The organism is Phenylobacterium sp., assembly GCF_041916435.1.
GTDB lineage: Bacteria > Pseudomonadota > Alphaproteobacteria > Caulobacterales > Caulobacteraceae > Phenylobacterium.
The window spans coordinates 100,546-117,536 of the sequence record NZ_JAYRZM010000002.1 but is presented as its reverse complement, the minus strand read 5'-3'; the positions used below and the strand labels follow the sequence as shown (position 1 = coordinate 117,536).

At 72.2% G+C, this 16,991-nt stretch carries 15 protein-coding genes and 1 tRNA gene; 7 read left to right on the top strand and 9 right to left on the bottom strand.

All coding sequences use genetic code 11. The features are described from left to right. Positions 1 to 12: 12 nt before the first annotated feature. Entirely contained in the window at positions 13 to 1,299 is a 1,287-nt protein-coding gene (dctA, locus tag ACE3TA_RS05505) for a C4-dicarboxylate transporter DctA (protein ID WP_374571343.1), read from the bottom strand. Between the two features lie 68 nt (positions 1,300 to 1,367). On the opposite strand from dctA, the gene ACE3TA_RS05500 reads away from it, so the two are divergent. The 6 genes from ACE3TA_RS05500 (at position 1,368) to ACE3TA_RS05475 (ending at position 7,507) form a co-directional block, all read left to right on the top strand. Continuing rightward, positions 1,368 to 1,444 (top strand) — tRNA-Arg (locus tag ACE3TA_RS05500). A 101-nt stretch (positions 1,445 to 1,545) separates the two neighbouring features. Further along, positions 1,546 to 2,043: a hypothetical protein gene (locus ACE3TA_RS05495; RefSeq protein ID WP_374571342.1), complete on the top strand. Its 498-nt coding sequence runs from the start codon at positions 1,546 to 1,548 to the stop codon at positions 2,041 to 2,043. A 308-nt stretch (positions 2,044 to 2,351) separates the two neighbouring features. Continuing rightward, a complete protein-coding gene (locus ACE3TA_RS05490) occupies positions 2,352 to 2,840 on the top strand; it encodes a 2,4'-dihydroxyacetophenone dioxygenase family protein (RefSeq protein WP_374571340.1) in 489 nt (162 codons plus the stop codon). Position 2,841: 1 nt separating this feature from the next. Continuing rightward, positions 2,842 to 4,236: a lyase family protein gene (locus tag ACE3TA_RS05485; RefSeq protein WP_374571337.1), complete on the top strand. Its 1,395-nt coding sequence runs from the start codon at positions 2,842 to 2,844 to the stop codon at positions 4,234 to 4,236. Beyond that, positions 4,233 to 5,270 (top strand): asparaginase domain-containing protein, encoded by a 1,038-nt coding sequence (locus ACE3TA_RS05480; protein ID WP_374571335.1) that lies wholly within the window; start codon positions 4,233 to 4,235, stop codon positions 5,268 to 5,270. Before ACE3TA_RS05485 ends, ACE3TA_RS05480 begins: the two co-directional genes overlap by 4 nt. A gap of 164 nt (positions 5,271 to 5,434) precedes the next feature. Further along, a complete protein-coding gene (locus tag ACE3TA_RS05475; RefSeq protein WP_374571333.1) occupies positions 5,435 to 7,507 on the top strand; it encodes a TonB-dependent receptor in 2,073 nt (690 codons plus the stop codon). A 65-nt stretch (positions 7,508 to 7,572) separates the two neighbouring features. Here the strand turns inward: ACE3TA_RS05475 and ACE3TA_RS05470 are convergent, their stop codons facing one another. After that, positions 7,573 to 8,130, bottom strand: coding sequence for a carboxymuconolactone decarboxylase family protein (locus tag ACE3TA_RS05470; protein ID WP_374571331.1), 558 nt, complete (start codon positions 8,128 to 8,130; stop codon positions 7,573 to 7,575). Positions 8,131 to 8,213: 83 nt separating this feature from the next. Between ACE3TA_RS05470 and ACE3TA_RS05465 the strand changes: the two genes are divergently transcribed. After that, entirely contained in the window at positions 8,214 to 9,422 is a 1,209-nt protein-coding gene (locus tag ACE3TA_RS05465) for an amidohydrolase family protein (protein ID WP_374571329.1), read from the top strand. Here the strand turns inward: ACE3TA_RS05465 and ACE3TA_RS05460 are convergent. Genes ACE3TA_RS05460 through ACE3TA_RS05430 form a run of 7 tightly spaced genes read right to left on the bottom strand, consistent with a single transcriptional unit; the run spans position 9,419 to position 16,981 of the window. Further along, entirely contained in the window at positions 9,419 to 10,387 is a 969-nt protein-coding gene (locus tag ACE3TA_RS05460) for an alpha/beta fold hydrolase (RefSeq protein ID WP_374571327.1), read from the bottom strand. The genes ACE3TA_RS05465 and ACE3TA_RS05460 overlap by 4 nt on opposite strands. Then, positions 10,384 to 11,934, bottom strand: a complete 1,551-nt coding sequence (locus ACE3TA_RS05455) for an ABC transporter substrate-binding protein (RefSeq protein ID WP_374571325.1) — start codon at positions 11,932 to 11,934, stop codon at positions 10,384 to 10,386. Before ACE3TA_RS05455 ends, ACE3TA_RS05460 begins: the two co-directional genes overlap by 4 nt. Beyond that, positions 11,931 to 13,586, bottom strand: a complete 1,656-nt coding sequence (locus ACE3TA_RS05450; RefSeq protein WP_374571323.1) for a serine hydrolase domain-containing protein — start codon at positions 13,584 to 13,586, stop codon at positions 11,931 to 11,933. The genes ACE3TA_RS05455 and ACE3TA_RS05450 overlap by 4 nt, the downstream gene beginning before the upstream one ends. Further along, a complete protein-coding gene (locus tag ACE3TA_RS05445; protein WP_374571321.1) occupies positions 13,583 to 14,356 on the bottom strand; it encodes an ABC transporter ATP-binding protein in 774 nt (257 codons plus the stop codon). Before ACE3TA_RS05445 ends, ACE3TA_RS05450 begins: the two co-directional genes overlap by 4 nt. Beyond that, positions 14,353 to 15,165: an ABC transporter ATP-binding protein gene (locus tag ACE3TA_RS05440; protein ID WP_374571319.1), complete on the bottom strand. Its 813-nt coding sequence runs from the start codon at positions 15,163 to 15,165 to the stop codon at positions 14,353 to 14,355. The genes ACE3TA_RS05445 and ACE3TA_RS05440 overlap by 4 nt, the downstream gene beginning before the upstream one ends. Then, entirely contained in the window at positions 15,165 to 15,977 is an 813-nt protein-coding gene (locus ACE3TA_RS05435; RefSeq protein WP_374571317.1) for an ABC transporter permease, read from the bottom strand. The genes ACE3TA_RS05440 and ACE3TA_RS05435 overlap by 1 nt, the downstream gene beginning before the upstream one ends. Next, a complete protein-coding gene (locus ACE3TA_RS05430; RefSeq protein WP_374571315.1) occupies positions 15,974 to 16,981 on the bottom strand; it encodes an ABC transporter permease in 1,008 nt (335 codons plus the stop codon). Before ACE3TA_RS05430 ends, ACE3TA_RS05435 begins: the two co-directional genes overlap by 4 nt. Positions 16,982 to 16,991 lie beyond the last annotated feature (10 nt).

Sequence of the window (16,991 nt, the reverse complement as noted above, 5' to 3'; positions counted from 1 at the left end):
TGAAGTTGCGTCTCATTGCGCCGCGGCCGCCGCGACAGCCGGACCGGCGTCCAGCTCGCGGCGCAGGACCTCGCGGTCCAGGTCTCGCTCCCAGCGCGCCAGCACCAGGGTGGCCACCCCGTTGCCGCACAGGTTGGTCAGCGCCCGGCACTCGCTCATGAACCGGTCGACGCCCACCAGCAGGGCGAGCGAGGCGACGGGGATGTCGGGCACCACCGCCAGGGTGGCGGCGAGCGTGATGAAGCCGGCGCCGGTGACGCCGCTGGCGCCCTTGGAGGTGAGCATGGCCACGGCCAGCAGGGTCAGCTCCTGCACCAGGGTCATGTGGGTGTTGGTGGCCTGGGCGAGGAACAGGGTCGCCAGGGTCATGTAGATGTTGGTGCCGTCCAGGTTGAAGCTGTAGCCGGTGGGGATGACCAGGCCCACGGTGGTCTTGCCCGCGCCCAGCCGCTGCAGCTTCTCCATGATCTGCGGCAGCACCGATTCCGAGGAGCTGGTGCCCAGCACGATCAGCAGCTCCTCGCGGATGTAGGCCAGGAACTTCAGGATCGAGAACCCGGCCAGGGCCGCGACGATCCCCAGCACCACCAGCACGAAGATGAGCGAGGTGGCGTAGAAGGTGGCCACCAGGGCGGCCAGCTTGACCAGGGCCGCCACGCCGTACTTGCCGATGGTGAAGCCCATCGCCCCGAAGGCGCCGATCGGCGCCAGGCGCACCACGATGTGGATGATCGAGAAGAACACCTTGGAGGCGTCGTCCAGGAAGCCGGCCACCCGGTCGCCGAACTCGCCCAGCCGCACGCAGGCGAAGCCGGTGAGCACGGCCACCACCAGCACCTGCAGGAGCTGGCCCTCGGCGAAGGCCGAGAAGAAGGTCTCCGGGATCAGGTGCAGCAGATAGGCGGCCACGCTCTCGCTGTGCGCCGCCTTCTCGGCGTAGCCCTGGGCGACGGAGGGATCGAGCGTGGCCGGATCGACATTGAAGCCGCGCCCCGGCTGCACCGTGCGCCCGACGATCAGGCCCAGGATCAGCGCGAAGGTGGAGACCACCTCGAAGTAGATGATGGTGCGCGCGCCCAGCCGGCCGAAGGCCTTGATGTCGCTCATGCGGGCGATGCCGCCGGCCACGGTGCAGAAGATCACCGGGGCGATGGTCAGCTTGATCAGCTTGATGAAGCCGTCGCCCAGGGGCTTGAGCGCCACGCCCAGGTGCGGCCACAGGGCGCCCACCAGGACGCCCAGCGCGATGCCGACAAGCACCTGCACGTACAACACACGAAACACGCGCAGCGCGCCCATCACCCCTCCCATCCAGACACGCGCGCCTTTCCAAGCCGCGCGCGGTTAGGCTATCACCGCGCCCACGCGGCCCGGTAGCTCAGCAGGATAGAGCGGCGCTTTCCTAAAGCGAAGGTCGGGGGTTCGAGTCCCTCCCGGGCCGCCAGCGACGCGGCGGCCGAAGACCGGCGGCGCGAAATCAATCCCGAGTGGAATTCCGGCGATCCAGCTCGCCGCATGATGGTAGGATCAGCGCAGCCTTGGAGGTTGCACCCGCATGACGCGCTCGTCGACACGTCGACCTTCCAGCTCGGCGTGCTCCCGGAAGATGATCCGCAGGTGGAGCAGCCGCTCCTGGACGCCCTCGCCAGAGACGCGCGGGCCTTCGTGGAATCCCACCGCTGGGCGCCGCCGATTACCGACCTGCTTATGGCGTTTGGGATCGGCGGGATCATCGGGCTCTTCCTCGTGCGGTTCGCATGCGGGATCAGGTCCGGCGAGGGGCGAGGCGACACCGAAATCTGGGTGGTCGTGGGCGATCTGCCGTCCATCTATTTCGAGACCGAGGACATCGAGACCCCGGCCAAGGCGCTCGAAACCTATTGCGGCATCGCCGAGGACTGGGCCGCCTGCGTTCTCGAGGGCCTGGATGTCGCGGACGCCTTTCCGATCCCCGTCGCGCCGACGCGCGAACACGCCGAGATGCTGCTGAGCCGCCTGGAGACCATCCGGCGGGAGTTCATTCCGCTCGCCGAGCAGCTCTGAAAGCGAAGATTCGCCGCTCCGCAGCTCGCCCCGCTCCCGAGAACGCGGCCGCAGAGCCATTACCCTTGCGCGGCGATGGCGGGTTCCCAAGGGCCCGAGACACGTCGCTGTCGGACCGCACGCTCCGCCAGCGACGCGCAACCCCGACCGTCGGAACAACGGCCTAGCCGGCGCCCGCAGCGGCGATCTGCAAACGGGCTTGAAAATAACATAAATATCTTTTTTTATTGTCCATGGCGAAGCGGTCCCGAGCGAGCGGACGCGCGCTTTTCTCAGGACGGGAGACTGCAATGGAGTTCATGGACGTCATGGCCGCGGCGCCTATCGTGCCGCACGCCTCGCGCGAGGCGATCCATATCGGCCTGGAGGAGGCGCCGTTCGTCGACCTCGGCGACAGGTCCGCCATGCAGCTCCTCCACGTCGACCTGTCGCAGGGCCTGTGGATCGTGCGCATGCGCTTCCAGCCGGGCTATCGCATCGCGCGCCACTACCACACCGGGCCGGTGTACGCCGTCACCCAGCGCGGGTCGTGGCGCTACATCGAATATCCCGACCAGGTGAACCGCGCCGGATCCTACCTGTTCGAGCCGGCCGGGTCGGTCCACACGCTGGTGGTTCCCGAAGACCAGGCCGGCGACACCGAGGTATGGTTCGCCGTCTTCGGCGCCAACGTGAACATCGGCGAGGACGGCCAGGTGCTCAACGTTCTCGACGCCGCGACGGTCCTGGGCGCCTATCGCGCCCTGTGCGAGGCCCGCGGCGAATCCTCCCAGGCCGTCATCGTGGCGGGGGCCTGACATGCCGGGCCAGGATCGGATCGAGGTCGACGCCCTGGGCGCCGTGCCGGTGCCCGCCGGCGCGCTCTACGGCGCGCAGACGGCGCGGGCGATCGGCAATTTTCCCCTGTCGGGCCGGACCCTGGGCTCGGAGCCGGCGTTCGTGGCCGCCTTCGCCCAGGTGAAGCGGGCGGCGGCGCGGGCCAACGCCGCCCTCGGCGTGGTTCCCGCCGAGACGGCCGAAGCGATCGCCGCCGCCGCCGCCGACATGGCGGCCGGAAGCTTCAACGCCGACCTGGTGGTCGACCTGTTCGAGGGCTCGGGCGGGACCTCGCTGAACATGAACGTCAACGAGGTGCTGGCCAACGCCGCCCAGCGCCGCCTCGGCGGCGCGCTGGGCGTCTACGACCGCGCGCACCCCAACGACCACGTGAACCGGTCGCAGTCGACCAACGACGTGACGCCGACGGCGATCAAGCTGGCCTGCCGCGCGATGCTCGCCGAGGCCGAGGAGAGCTTCCGGGCGTTGGCGGCCGCCGCGCGCCGCAAGGCCGCCGCCTTCAGCGACCACCTGCGCCTGGGCCGGACCTGCCTGCAGGACGCCCAGCCCATGACCCTGGGCCAGGCCGTCGGCGCCTGGGCGAGCTTCGCCGAGCGCTCGGCCGGCGCCTTGGCCGCGCAGCGCGAGGCGCTGCTCGAACTGCCGCTCGGCGCGACCGCCATCGGCGCCGGCTTCGGCGCCGCGCCCGGCTATCGCGCCCGCGCCGTCGCCGAGCTCTCCGAGTTGGTCGGCGCGCCCTGCCGATCGACGCCGGACCTGTTCGACGGCCTGGCCAACGCCGACGTCTACGCGCGCCTGTCGGGAGAGATGAAGGCCGTCGCCGGCGGCCTGGGCAAGATCGCCGGCGATCTGGTCCTGTTGTCGTCGGGCCCGCGGGGCGGCCTGTCCGAGCTGGCGCTTCCCGATGTGCAGCCCGGCTCGTCGATCATGCCGGGCAAGGTCAATCCGGTGATCCCGCTGGCGGTCTGCCAGGTCGGTTTCGCCGTGGCCGGCTACGACGCGGTGGTCGGCGCGGCCTGCCAGCAGGGCCAGCTTGAGATCAACCCCTACGAGCCGGTGATCGCCGCCCATCTGTTCGACGAGATTCGGCTGACCACGCGGGCGGCGCGGCTGCTGCGCGAACGCTGCCTGGAGGGCCTGGAGGCCCATCGCGAGCACATGCTGCAGATGCTGCTCGAGTCGTCGGCCGTCGCCACGGCGCTCATCCCCCGCTTCGGCTACGCCGCCGCGAGCGCCCTGGTGCGGCGCGCCCGGACAGAAGGGCGCGAGTTCCTCGCCCTCGCCGAGGAGACCGGCGTGCTGAACCGCCACGAGGCCCTGGTCACGCTGCGCGCGGCGGCCGGACTGGAGCCGTGAGCCGACGCGTCCTCGTCATCGAGACCGGCGGCACGATCGCCAGCCGGCCCGGCGCGGACGGCCGGCTCGCCCCGGGCCGCGGGCTCGCGCCGCTGATCGAAGCGGCGGCCAAGGGCCTCGACATCGCCTTGCAGGTGGAGCCCTGGCGCGATCCCGACGGCGCCCCGCGCGCGCCGGTCGATTCCTGCGACATCGGCCCCGAGGACTGGATTGGGCTGGCGCGACAGGTGGAGGCGTCGAGCGCCGACGCCGTCGTCGTCCTGCACGGCACCGACACCCTGGCCTGGACCGCGAGCGCCCTCGCCTTCGCCCTGCCCTTCGGCCACAAGCCGGTGATCCTGACCGGCGCCATGCGGCCCGCGGGCGCGCCCCGCACCGACGCCCGCCGCAACGTGCGCCTGGCGCTCGCGGCCGCGGCCGGCGCCGCCACTGCGCTGCAGGGCGAGGTCGCCGTCGCCTTCGCCGGGGCCCTGTCGCGCGGCCTGACCACGACCAAGATCGACGGCCGGGCGCTCGACGCCTTCGACAGCCGCGCCCTGCCGAAGCTGCGCCCGTCGCGGCCGCACGCATTTGAGGCCGCGGCCGAGCTCTGGCGCGCCAGCCGGCCCGGCCTCGACCGATGCGCGCCCTTCAAGGGCTTTCAGGCCGACGTCGCCGTCGTCACGCTCGCGCCCGGCATGACCGCACGCAGGATCGACGACATGCTGACGCCCCGTCCCGCCGGCGTCGTCTTCCGCCTGTTCGGCGCGGGATCGGCGCCGTCCGGCCTCGAACTGCACCGCCTCGTCGACGACCTCGCCAGAGAAGGCGTGCTCAGTGTCGCGGTCTCGGCCGCCCCGCGGGCCGTCATGGACTTCAGCGCCTACGCCTCCGCCGCCGCCCTGGCCGGCTCGCAGCTCGTTTGCGGCCGCGCGCTGACCCTGGAGGCGGCCGTCGTGAAATCAATGTGGGCGGCGGCGGCCTACGCCGACCTCGGCGAACGGCGCCAGGCGCTGGCCAGGGACCTGCGTGGCGAATTTGGCGGCATCGCCTGACCACTCGCCCTCCCGCGATCGCGTCGATTGACAACCTCAAAAAAATAATATGACTAGGTTATGTCAGAATGATCCGGCGGTTTGGACAAGAGGGGAAACCGATGCGTCGTTATCTACTAGCAGGCGTCGCGTTCGCGACGTTGACGGCCGCAGCCGCGCCGGCGATGGCCGAAGCCGGCGGCGACGCCAACACCCTCACCGAGATCGTCGTCACCGCGCGCAAGCGCGAGGAAAAACTGTTCGACGTGCCGAACGCGATCACCGCCGTCGCCCCGAGCCAGATGGACGACCTCCACCTCAACGACGCGCGGGATGTGCTGACCCTGGTCCCGACGGCGTTCCTGCAGGAGAACAACGCCGGCACGGCGCGCGACATCTCGATCCGCGGCGTCGGCACGCCCACCCTGTTCGCCGAGCCGGGCGTGGCGCTCTATGTGGACGAGATCTATTCCAGCGGCTTCATCAGCTACCCGACGCAGTTCTATGACCTGGAAAGGGTCGAGGTGCTGCGCGGCCCGCAGGGCGCGCTTTACGGCCGCAACGCCGTCGGCGGGGCGGTGAACGTGATCTCCAAGGCGCCGACCGACACCTTCGAGGCCAGCCTCAAGGCCACCGTGGCGCGTTACGATCGCTACGAGCTGCAAGGCGTGCTGAACGCGCCGGTCAACGACCGGTTCGGCCTGCGTCTGGCCGCCTGGCGCACCAATCAGGACAAGGGCGAGTACTACAACCAGACCCTGGGCCGGTACATCGACGCCAGCAACAGCAGCGGCGTGCGCCTGTCCGCCCGCGCGACGCCGACCGACCAGCTCACCCTGAACCTGACGGTCGAGCACAACGAGGCCGACACCGCGGGCACGAACCTCTATTTCCCCGGCGCCGGCGAAACCAAGCGGACGATCGAACGCGACACCCAGCCGGTGAACAGCTTCGACACGACGCGCCTGTCGATGCAGGCCGCCTACGACAGCGACACGGCAGGCCGGTTCACCCTGGTGGCCGGCGGCCGCGACTACAGCCTCACCGGCCAGGAGGACACCGACCTGTCGGCGGACTTCGCCCCGTCCGCGCTGAACAGCTACCTGGGCCAGCAGGTCACCGACCGCGAGAACAAGGTCAGGAGCCGGTTCGCCGAGGCGCGCTGGCTGTCGCCGCAATACGGGCCGTTCAACCTGCTGGCGGGGATCACCTACCTGAACGATTCCGCCACCGGCGATCTCGTGTCGAACTTCAACTACTATACGCTCGCGACCGGAGCGCCGGCCGACCTGACCATCGACAATCGCCAGCGCGTGAAGTCCTGGGCCGGCTTCGCCGAGGCGACCTGGACGATCACCCCCGCCGTCAGCCTGATCGCCGACCTGCGCTACACCAACGACAAGAAGACGGCCGACTTCACCTTCCTGCCGGCGGGCGCCTTGGCCGCCGCGCTCGGCCCGCAGCAGACCGCCAAGCTCGACAAGACGTTCGACAACTGGTCGCCCGGCGTCACGCTCGCCTGGACGCCGGCCGACGACCTGCGGGTGTACGGCAAGATCCAGAGCGGCTTCCGCGCAGGCGGCTTCAACTACAACGTCGCGAACGCCGCCAACCTGCCCTACGGCGAAGAGACCTCGGTCAACTACGAGGCCGGCGCCAAGAAGCGCCTGTGGGACGGCCGCGCCTCCGTCGCCGCCACGGCCTATCTGCTCAGGCAGAAGGACGTGCTGGTGCCGCTCTATGACCTGACCGCGCCCGGCCCGCTTTCGGGCTACCTGGCCAACGCGGGCAAGGCCCGCACCTGGGGCCTGGAGCTCGAGGGCCAGGCCCGGATCACGACCGGCCTGGACGCCAGCATGGCGCTCGGCTGGCTCGACGCCGAACTGACGTCGGGAACCGGCGCCTCCGGACTTGTCCTGAAGGGCAAGGAGCTGCCGTCCTCGCGGCCGCTGACCGCCTCCCTGACGCTCAAGTACCGCCACCCGATCACGGGCGGCATGGAGCTGATGCTGGACGGCGCCTACACCTACCGGGCCAGGGGCTATCAGGACCTTTCGAACACGGCGCGGGTGAGCGACGCCAACCTGCTGAACCTGTCGGCCGGGCTGGACTTCGGCCGGTTCCAGACGTCGGTCTACGTCAACAACGCCCTCGACGACGACTACGACATCGCCTTTGGCGGCGTTCGCGGCGCCGCCTATGGCGTCTCCCGCGCCCAGGGCGAGACCTACGGTCTGTCCGTCGCCGCGAAGTTCTAGACGCCGCAACGCCGTGCAGGCGAAACGGGGGCGGCGCGCCAGGCCGGCGCGCCGCCCTTCGCGTTTCACGCGCCGCGCGGCCGCGCGTTGATGTCGACGCCGTCGCTGAAGCCGGGGCCCTCGAAGGGCACCCGGAACGTGTTCAGGAAGCTCGCCACCATCAAATAGTAGCCCACGGCCAGGCTGAGCTCGACCGTCCGGGCCAGGCCGAACGCCTCCACGGCCTCAACCACGAGCCGCCGCGAGGCCTGGCCGTCGAGCCCCACCTCCTCGGCCCACTGCACGACGATCCGCTCCGGCGTGGACAGCGCGTGGATGTCTCCGTCGTTGCGCACCGCGGCGAGTTGCGCGCCGGTCAGGCCGACGTCGCGGCCGATCCGCTCGTGGTGGCCGACCTCATAGGCCGATCCGGCCATGTGGGCCGCCCGCAGGATCGCCAGCTCGCGCAGCTTCGGGTCCAGCGCGGTCCTGTAGAGCACCATCGCGCCGTATTCGGCCGTCAGCGCCGCCGCCTGCGGCGCGTGCGCGAGGGCCTTGAACAGGTTGAGCGGCGGAACCTTGGCCAGGAAGGCGTTCTGGGCTTCATCGCCCTCTCCGGGCTGGATCAGCGGCAGCAGGGACATGGCGTTTCTCCTCGATCGCGCATTCAGAACATTATATAATTATTTTATGTGATCGCCACGCCTGCGAAAGAGGGGACTTGCGGATGCGCCTGCTGCTGAAGAACGTGCGGGTGTGGGACGGCCTGGCCGACGACTATGTCGCCGAGGGCGACGTGCTCTGCGTCGACGGGCGGATCGCCGAGATCGGCCGGGTGTCCGCGGGCGCCGACGTCACCCTGGACCTGGCCGGGCGCGCCCTGCTCCCCGGCTTCATCGACGCCCACTTCCACGCCTATGCGGCCGACGTCGACGTGCCCCGCCTGGAAACGCTGCCGCTGACCTACCTCGCTCACCACGCCGCCAATCTCCTGCGCGGCGCCCTGAGGCGGGGGTTCACCACCGTGCGCGACGCGGGCGGCGCGGACTGGGGCCTGTGGCGCGCGGTGGAGGACGGGCTGCTGCAGGCGCCGCGAATCTTCTACGCCGGACGGGCGCTGTCCCAGACCGGCGGCCACGGCGACTCGCGCGCGCCGCACGTGGAGCCATGCGGCCACCGCCACGTGGCCAACCTTTCACAGGTGTGCGACGGCGTCGACGCCATCCGCCTGGCCGCCCGCGAGACCCTGCGCCAGGGCGCCCACCAGTTGAAGATCTTCGTCTCGGGCGGGGTGTCCTCTCCCACCGACCCGATCTGGATGCGCCAGTTCACCGCCGAAGAGGTCCGGGCCGTCGTCGAGGAAGCCGCCAGCCGCCGGACCTACGTCATGGCGCACGCCTACACCGCCGACGCCATCACCCATGCGGTGCGCAACGGCGTGCGCTCGATCGAGCACGGCAACCTGCTGAACGCCAACGCCGCCACGCTGATGGCCGGACGCGGCGCCTTCCTGGTGCCAACGCTGGCCACCTACGACGCCCTGGCCCGCGACGGCGAGCGGCTCGGCCTGCCGGCGGTGTCGCGCGAAAAGCTCGCCGAGGTGGCCAGCCAGGGCCTGGCGGCGATCAGCATCGCCCGCCGCGCCGGGGTGAAGGTCGGTTTCGGCACCGACCTCCTGGGGCCGCTGCACGACTGGCAACTGCACGAGTTCAGCCTGCGGACCGCGGGCGAACGCCCCATCGACATCCTGCGCTCGGCCACCAGCGTCAACGCTGAGCTCCTGCACCGCAGCGGCGACCTCGGCCTGATCGCCCACGGCGCGCGCGCCGACCTCGTCGCCTTCGACGGCGAGCCCCTTTCCGACGTGACCGCGATCACCGCCCGGGGCCCAGCGTTCGTGGCCAAGGGCGGCGAGGTGATCGTGCGTCCCGACTAGAAGCCCGACAGCCGGGCGAGTTCGGACACCACCACGCGCCCCAGGGTCTCGTCGCTCCAGCGGTGGCCGGCCGCCGCCACGATGGTCAGCCGGGCGTCGGGCCAGGCCTGCGCCAGATCCCAGGCGCCCTTCGGCGGCGTGCACATGTCCGAGCGGCCGGCGACGATGGCGCCCGGCACGCCGCTCAGCCGGCCGGCCTGCTCGATCAACTGGTTCTCGGTCAGGAAGTAGTCGTTGGCGTCGTAGTGGGCGAAGACCCGGGCGCTGGCGAGCTCCTGCGGGTCGAGCGCGTCCGGATCGTCCGGCGGCGGCGCCGGCCAGAGATCGAGGGTCTGTCCCTCCGCCGCGCCGAGCACCATGGCGGCCGGGCCGCTGACGGCGGGGTCCGGATCGAGCACCCGACGCAGGAACGCCGCGCGCGGGTCCGCGCGCTCGGCCGCCGTCAGCAGGCTGTCGCGGGCGGCGACCACGTCCGGGAACACCTGCCGCACGCCGCTCCACCACCAGGCCAGGTCCTCCGCGCGGGCGAGAAACACGCCGCTGAGCAGCAGGCCCGCCACCCGTGACGGGTGGGCCTGCGCGTAGGTCAGGGCCAGGGTCGAGCCCCACGACCCGCCGAGCACGATCCAGCGGTCGATCCCGCGCGCGGCGCGCAGCGCCTCCATGTCCTCGACGAGGGCCCAGGTGCTGTTCTCGGCCAGCTCGGCGCTGGGGCGCGAGCGGCCGCAGCCGCGCTGGTCGAAGAAGATCCCCCGGTGCCGCGCCGGATCCAGCAGGCGGCGGTAGTAGGGCTTGATGAAGCCGCCGGGGCCGCCGTGGACGACCACCACCGGCAGGCCGTCGACCGGCCCGGTCTCCTCCCACCAGATCGAATGCGGTCCGCCGACTTCCAGCCAGCCGCTGGCGCGCGGCCTGGGCGTCGGCCGGGTGAACGCGGTGTCGATGCGATAGGCGTAGGGGATCATGGCGTCGTGCTCCGTCGCGTCATGGTCGAGAAGGTGAAGAGCGTCGGCGCGTAGGGATCGAGAACGACCCCGCCGATGTCGGCCCGGTACGCGACCACCGGATTGGCCGAGAACAGCATGACGATCGGCCGCTCGGCCCGCAGCCGCCGGTCCAGGGCCGCGAGCAGCACGCCGCGTTTCGCCGGATCGTCCTCGCCCACCGCCTGGTCGATGAGCCGGTCCGAAAGGGCGTCGGCGTATCCGGAGCCGTTGGTCCCGGAGGCGATCGACCGGCTTGCGAACAGCGCCTCCAGCATCGGCGCGGCGTCCGGGGCGTCGAGGCTCCAGCCGGTGTAAACGAGATCGAAGTCTCCGCTCGCCTGCAGCGCCTGGATCGCCGCGGTCGACCGGCGCTCGAGGTGCACGCTGATCCCCGCCTCCGCCAGATTGGACTGGACGAACTCGGCCACCGGACCGAGCTGGCCGATCAGCAGCTTCAGCGGCCGCCCGTCGTAGCCGGCCTGTTTCACCAGGGCCCGCGCCCGCTCAAGGTCGCGCGCCGGCGGCGGCGCGTCGGCGTCGTATCCCGGCGAGCCGGGCGTCAGGTATCCGGCGGACTGGCTGGCGGCGCCCTTCAGCACCTGCTCGCGCAGGGCCCGGTAGTCGATGGCCGCGGCGACCGCCTGGCGCAGCCGCACGTCGCGTAGCGGGCCCTTGCGGGTGTTGAGCACCAGGAAGCTAAGGCTAGGGCCGCCGGGGCGCATGTCGACCGCGACGCCGCGCAGCGCGCGATAGCGGGCCACGAAGGCCGCGGAGATGACGTCAGTCATGTCGACGTCGCCGCGTTCGAGCAGCAGGCGCCGCACGCCCTCGTCGGGGATCGCGCGAAACTCGACGCTGCGGAAATGCACCGGCGGCCGCTGCGCGCGCGGATTGGCGGCGATGGTCACATGGTCGTTCGGCACGATGTCGGCCAGCACATAGGGGCCGGAGCCGGCGCTGTGGGCCGACAGCCAGGCGGCGCCGCGGTCGGCGCCGGCGTGGGCGCGCACCTGGGCCGGGTTGACCACCGAGGCGGCAGGGTGGGCCAGCAACTGCAGCGCGGCGGCGTAGCGGCGCTTGAGCACCAGGCGCAGCGTCAGCGGTCCGGTCACCTCCACCCGGTCGAGCCATTCCAGATGGCCGGACGGCCCGCGCCCGATCGCCTTGATCCGGTCGAACGAGAACTTCACGGCGGCCGCGTCGACGGGCGCGCCGTCGGAGAACACGCGGCCCGGCCGCAGCCGGAAATCGATCGCCAGGCCGTCCGGCGACACCGTCCAGGACTTCGCGAGTTCGCCGACGACCCTGGCGTCGCTCGACTGCGGATCGATGGCGGTGAGCTGCTCGTAGAGCTGCGCCTCGATCGGCGCCTCCGCACCCGTAGCGCTGAACCCCGGGTCTAGCGACACCGGGCCGAACGCGTCGGCGAAGACCAGCCGCTGGGCGCGGTCGGCCGGGTCGACGCGCGGCATGCAACCCGCGGCGGCGAGCACGGCCGCCAGGCCGATCCAGGCCCGCGCCGTCATTCGGCCCGCCACGCCATCATCGCCGCCGTGCGGCTGGAGAACCGCCGCGAGCCCTCTTCGATCGTGCGCGACAGCCGGCTCAGCGGATAGGCGGTGATCCGCAGGAAGGAGGCCGTGGCCCCCACGGCTTCCCCGTCCGCGCCGAGCTCGAAGGCGAGGTGCAGCTCCTGCGCGACGCCCTGCGCGTCATAGGCGTGGAACAGGCGGCCGACGACATGGCGCAGGACAAGCGGCGCTCCGGACGGCCAGGGCGCGCCCACGGCCAGCTTCAGCTCGCCCTCCTCCAGCCACAGCCGCAGGGGCTCGGGAAGGTCGGGATGGCCATAGGTTCCGACCAGCCCCGCCAGGGCGGGCGCCGTGGCCGGATCGGCGAGGACCATCCGCGCCTCGACGTCGCCTTCGCGGCGCACGATCGAGGCGGGAGCGGACAGGAGGTCGCCCTCGATCCGCAGGCTGATCGGCTCGACCCCCACCGAGCGGCGGAAAAGTCCGTCCTCGGCGCGCGGATACGGCCGCCCGTCGCACTCCACCTCGCCCGGCGCGCCCCTCAGCGTGACCGAGGCGCCGCTCGCCTCGTCGCCATAGGTCGCGGTCCAGAGCGGCTCGGGCGCCGCCGGTCGACACAGCCTAGGCGCCGCCGCCGGATCCGGCGCGATCCCCGTCCAGATCGTCAGCATCTCGCGGGTCCGCTCGATCCAGTTGATGTCGCTGCGATTGCCGAGAACCACCGCCGCGACGTCTTCGTCGGCCATCCACATCGTGTCGCAGAGCCAGGACGAGGCGCCGCCGGAATGGCCAAGCGCCAAGCGCCCGGAGATGCGATGGCGCGCGAAGCCCAGGCCATAGGCGCTCTCGCCGCCGTCGCGATGGCGGCTGGGCCCGGCCAGGCGCGCGCGCCATCCGTAGGGATCGGTTCTCAGCCAACGCCACCAGGCGGCCATGTCGTCGATCGTGGCGACCACCGCGCCGGAGGCGCCGAAGGCCACGTCGGGGTCGTCGGGCGCGAAGCCGTCCTCGGCCTTCGCATAGGCCAGGGCCGCGTCCCGCAGCCGCGCGGCCGGCCCGTCGGCGAGCGCGGCGCCGGCCATGCCGGCCGGATCGAAGACGTAGCGCCTGAGCAGTTCCCCGCACGCCAGGCCGGACGCACGCTCGGCGGCGAGCTGCAGCAGCAGGTAGTTGGTGTTCGAATAGAGCGTGCGCTCGCCGGGCGCGAAGTTCGTCCGCGTCTGGGCGAGTTGCAGGCCCAGCACCTGGTCCAGGCGGACGCCCTGGGGCGCGGCGGGGCCCAGGGCCAGCCAGGTGAGCGGATAGGTCTCGAAGATCCCGCTCTTCATGCCCATGGCGTGCGCCAGGGTGGGCCGGTGCGCGATCCGCAGCTCCGGCACGTAGCGGGCCAGGGGGTCGTCGAACGACAGGACGCCTTGCCCTTCCAGCGCGGCCAGGGCCAGGGCGAACATCGGCTTGGTGATCGAGCAGACGCGAAAGCGCGTTTGCGCATCGATCGGCCGGCGCGCCGCCAGGTGGGCCAGGCCCTGGTGCGTGCGCCAGACGACCTCGCCCCGATCGAGCAGCAGCGCCGCGCACCCCGGTTCGGCGGCGGCGGCGGGTCGCGCGAACAGCGCGTCCAGGCGGGCGATGCGGTCAGCGCTCACGAGGCCTCCGGCGGCAGGGTCGGCGCGGCCTCCACCAGCCTGCGGGTGTAGGGATGGCTGGGATCGGTCAGGACGCGGCCGGCCTCGCCCTGCTCGACGATCTCGCCGGCGCGCATCACGCAGACCCGGTGGCAGAGGTGGCGGACGACATCGATGTCGTGGCTGATGAAGAGGTAGGCGAGCCCGCGCCGCTCCTGCAGGTCGAGCAGCAGGTTGAGGATCTGCGCCTGGACCGACAGGTCCAGGGCCGAGGTCGGCTCGTCCAGCACGATCACGTCGGGCTCGACCGCCAGGGCTCGGGCGATGGCCACCCGCTGGCGCTGGCCGCCGGAAAGCTCATGCGCCCGCCGCTCCGCGCAGGCCCCGTCGAGGCCGACCTCCTGCAGGGCGCGGACGACGCGGTCGCGCCGCGCGGCCCGCTCGCCGAGACGGTGGATCGCCAGGCCCTCGGCCAGCATCGCGCCGACCGAGGCGGCGGGGTTGAGCGAGCCGTAGGGGTCCTGGAAGACGATCTGCAGGCGCTGGCGGTCCCGCCGCGAACGTCTGCGCGGGTCCGGCGGCTGCACCGCGCCCATCACCTCGACCTCGCCGGCCGCCGGCCGCAAAAGCCCCGCCGCGACCCGCGCCAGGGTGGTCTTGCCGCAGCCGCTTTCGCCGATGACGCCCAGGCACTCGCCCTTCGCGACCGTGAGCGACACCCCGCGCAGCACCGGCGCGGCGCCAGGACCGTACGCCAGGGCGATGTCGGAAAGGCGCAGCGCGGAGGTCATGACGGCTCCCCCAGCGGCAGGCGCGTGCGGGGCGGCGAGCGGCTGGGCAAGGCGGCGAGCAGCCGCCGCGTGTAGGGCTGCGAGGGCGTCGACAGGACGGCGCTGGTCGCGCCGGCCTCCACCATGCGGCCCTGGCGCATGACCACCACGCGGTCGCAGAGCCGCCAGATGACGCCGACGTCGTGGCTGATGAACAGTAGGCCCACGCCCGTCTCGCGCGCGAGACGTTCGAACAGGTCGAGGATGTCCGCCTGCACGGTGACGTCGAGCGCGGTCGTCGGCTCGTCGGCCACCACCAGCCGGGGCTCGAGCGAGAACGCCTGGGCCAGCAGCACCCGCTGCAACTGCCCGCCCGAGAGCTCGAAGGGATAGGCGCGCAGCACCCGTTCGGGCTCGGCCAGACCCATGCGCGAGAGCCAGCTCGCCGCCCGCGCGCGCCGCGCCCCGGCCGGCTCGCGCCAACGGTGGCCGAGCGCCAGGTCGAGCTGGCGGCCGATGCGCAGCGTCGGGTTGAACGCCGTCAACGGCTCCTGGGGCACATAGGCGATCCCGCGGCCCAGGCGGCGTCGGCGCTCGCGCGGCGTCAGCCGCCCCAGCGGCTCGCCGTTCAGCGCCAGCCGCCCGACCTCGACCCTCGCCGAGGCCGGCAGCAGGCCGAGCACGGCCAGCGCGGCGGTGGACTTGCCGGACCCGGACTCGCCGACGATTCCCACGACCTCGCCGGCCGCGACCTGCAGCGACAGGTCCTCGACCACGGCCGCGCCGGCGTAGGCGACGCGCAGGCCCTCGACCTCCAGCAACGCCGCCACTAGCGCCGCCCCCGCGGATCGAGCCAGTCGCGCAAGGCGTCGCCCATCAGGATGAAGCCCAGGGCGGCGGTCGCCACCGCGAGCCCCGGCAACACCGCGCACCACCACTCGTACATGATGGTGTTGCGGCCCTCGTAGATCATCGCGCCCCACTCGGGCGTGGGGGGCTGGGCGCCGAGGCCGACGAAGGACAGGGCGCTAGCCGCCACCAGGGCGCCGCCGAGCGCCGTCGAGCCGAAGGTCGCGGCCAGGGGCGCGAGGTTCGGCAACACATGGGCCAGCAGCAGGCGGATGAAGCCGGCCCCCATCACCCTGGCGGCCTGCACATGGCCCCGCTCGCGGATGAGCAGCGCCTCGCCGCGGAAGAGCCGCACGTAGAACGGCGCCCCCAGCGCACCCAGCACGACGACGAGATTGCCCAGGCTCGGCCCCAGCGCGGCCGCCAGCGCCAGGGCGATCACCAGGCTCGGCACCGAAAGCACGATGTCGATCAGCCGCATCGCCACGCCGTCGACCCAGCCGCCGGCCAGGCCGATCGCGCCGCCCAGCACGACGCCGGCGCCGACGCTCAGGCCGGCGATGCCGAACGCCACCGCCAGGGAGGCGCGGCCGCCGAACGCCAGCCTGGACAGCACGTCGCGCCCCAGCGCGTCGGTCCCCGCCCAGTGCGCCGGGGACGGCGCCTCCAGGATGGCCGCCGGCGCGGCCCGGACCGGCGAATAGGGGGTCAGCCAGGGCGCGGCGGCCGCCGCCACCACCAGCAGCCCGACCAGCGCCGCGCCGATCCAGAAGCTGGGCGACGGGGACCTCATACGCCCCTCGCCCGCACGCGCGGGTCCACCGCCGCGTACAACAGGTCGGCCAGCAGATTGACGACGACATAGACCGCCGAGGTCACCACGGCGAAGCCCATGATGACCGGGAAGTCCATGCTGAAGATCGACTCGACCACGTACTGGCCCGCGCCGGGCCAGCCGAACACCGTCTCCACCGACACCGAGCCGTAGAGCATGGTCGCCAGCGAGGCGGCCACGACGGTGATCATCGGGGAAAGGGCGTTGCGCAGGGCATGGTCGACGATCACGCGGCCCTCCGGCAGGCCCGTCGCCCGCGCGGTCCGGATGTATTCGGCGTCGAGCACGCCGAGCATCTGGTTGCGCACCAGGCGGGCCACCAGCCCCAGGTCCAGGAGGGCGATGGACAGGGTCGGCAGCGCCAGGTGCGCGCAGGCCGTCTCGAAGGCGCGCGGATCGCCGGCCAGCAGGGCGTCGAGCGTCATCAGGCCGGTCACGGCCGGCGGCGGCGCGCCCGTGAACCGCCCGGAGGCCGGGAACCAGGCGAGTTCGCGATAGAACAGCAGGATCAGCATCAGGCCGAGCCAGAAGGCGGGCATCGCCGCCCCGGCCACCGCCAGGGCGCCGACACCGCGGTCGGCGAGCCCGCCCCGCTTCAGCGCGGCCCAGACGCCCAGCGGCGTGCCGAGGGCCAGCGCCAGGATCAGGCCCGAGCCCATCAGCTCCAGCGAGGCCGGGGCGCGCGCGGCGATCTCCCGCAGCACCGGCTTGCCGGAGACGTTCGACTGGCCAAGGTCGAGCCGCGCCAGGCGGCCGGCGTAGAGCGCGTACTGGCGCCACAGCGGCGCATCCAGGCCCAGGTCGCGCCGCACGTGCGCCACCGCCTCGGCCGAGGCCTGCGGCCCGGCGATCAGCCGCGCCGGATCGCCGGGCGCCAGGTGGGCCACGGCGAAGGTCAGCAGAGACACCCCGAACAGCACCACCACCAGCAGCGCGCAGCGGCGAAGGACGAAAGTCAGCATGGCGCCGCGG

What these genes read in the sequence shown, in the direction of transcription:
- dctA (WP_374571343.1), bottom strand. Translation starts at nt 1,299, where the DNA reads ATGGGCGCGCTGCGCGTGTTTCGTGTGTTGTACGTGCAGGTGCTTGTC.
- ACE3TA_RS05490 (WP_374571340.1), top strand. Translation starts at nt 2,352, where the DNA reads ATGGCCGCGGCGCCTATCGTGCCGCACGCCTCGCGCGAGGCGATCCAT.
- ACE3TA_RS05485 (WP_374571337.1), top strand. Translation starts at nt 2,842, where the DNA reads ATGCCGGGCCAGGATCGGATCGAGGTCGACGCCCTGGGCGCCGTGCCG.
- ACE3TA_RS05475 (WP_374571333.1), top strand. Translation starts at nt 5,435, where the DNA reads ATGGCCGAAGCCGGCGGCGACGCCAACACCCTCACCGAGATCGTCGTC.
- ACE3TA_RS05470 (WP_374571331.1), bottom strand. Translation starts at nt 8,130, where the DNA reads ATGTCCCTGCTGCCGCTGATCCAGCCCGGAGAGGGCGATGAAGCCCAG.
- ACE3TA_RS05465 (WP_374571329.1), top strand. Translation starts at nt 8,214, where the DNA reads ATGCGCCTGCTGCTGAAGAACGTGCGGGTGTGGGACGGCCTGGCCGAC.
- ACE3TA_RS05460 (WP_374571327.1), bottom strand. Translation starts at nt 10,387, where the DNA reads ATGATCCCCTACGCCTATCGCATCGACACCGCGTTCACCCGGCCGACG.
- ACE3TA_RS05455 (WP_374571325.1), bottom strand. Translation starts at nt 11,934, where the DNA reads ATGACGGCGCGGGCCTGGATCGGCCTGGCGGCCGTGCTCGCCGCCGCG.
- ACE3TA_RS05445 (WP_374571321.1), bottom strand. Translation starts at nt 14,356, where the DNA reads ATGACCTCCGCGCTGCGCCTTTCCGACATCGCCCTGGCGTACGGTCCT.
- ACE3TA_RS05435 (WP_374571317.1), bottom strand. Translation starts at nt 15,977, where the DNA reads ATGAGGTCCCCGTCGCCCAGCTTCTGGATCGGCGCGGCGCTGGTCGGG.
- ACE3TA_RS05430 (WP_374571315.1), bottom strand. Translation starts at nt 16,981, where the DNA reads ATGCTGACTTTCGTCCTTCGCCGCTGCGCGCTGCTGGTGGTGGTGCTG.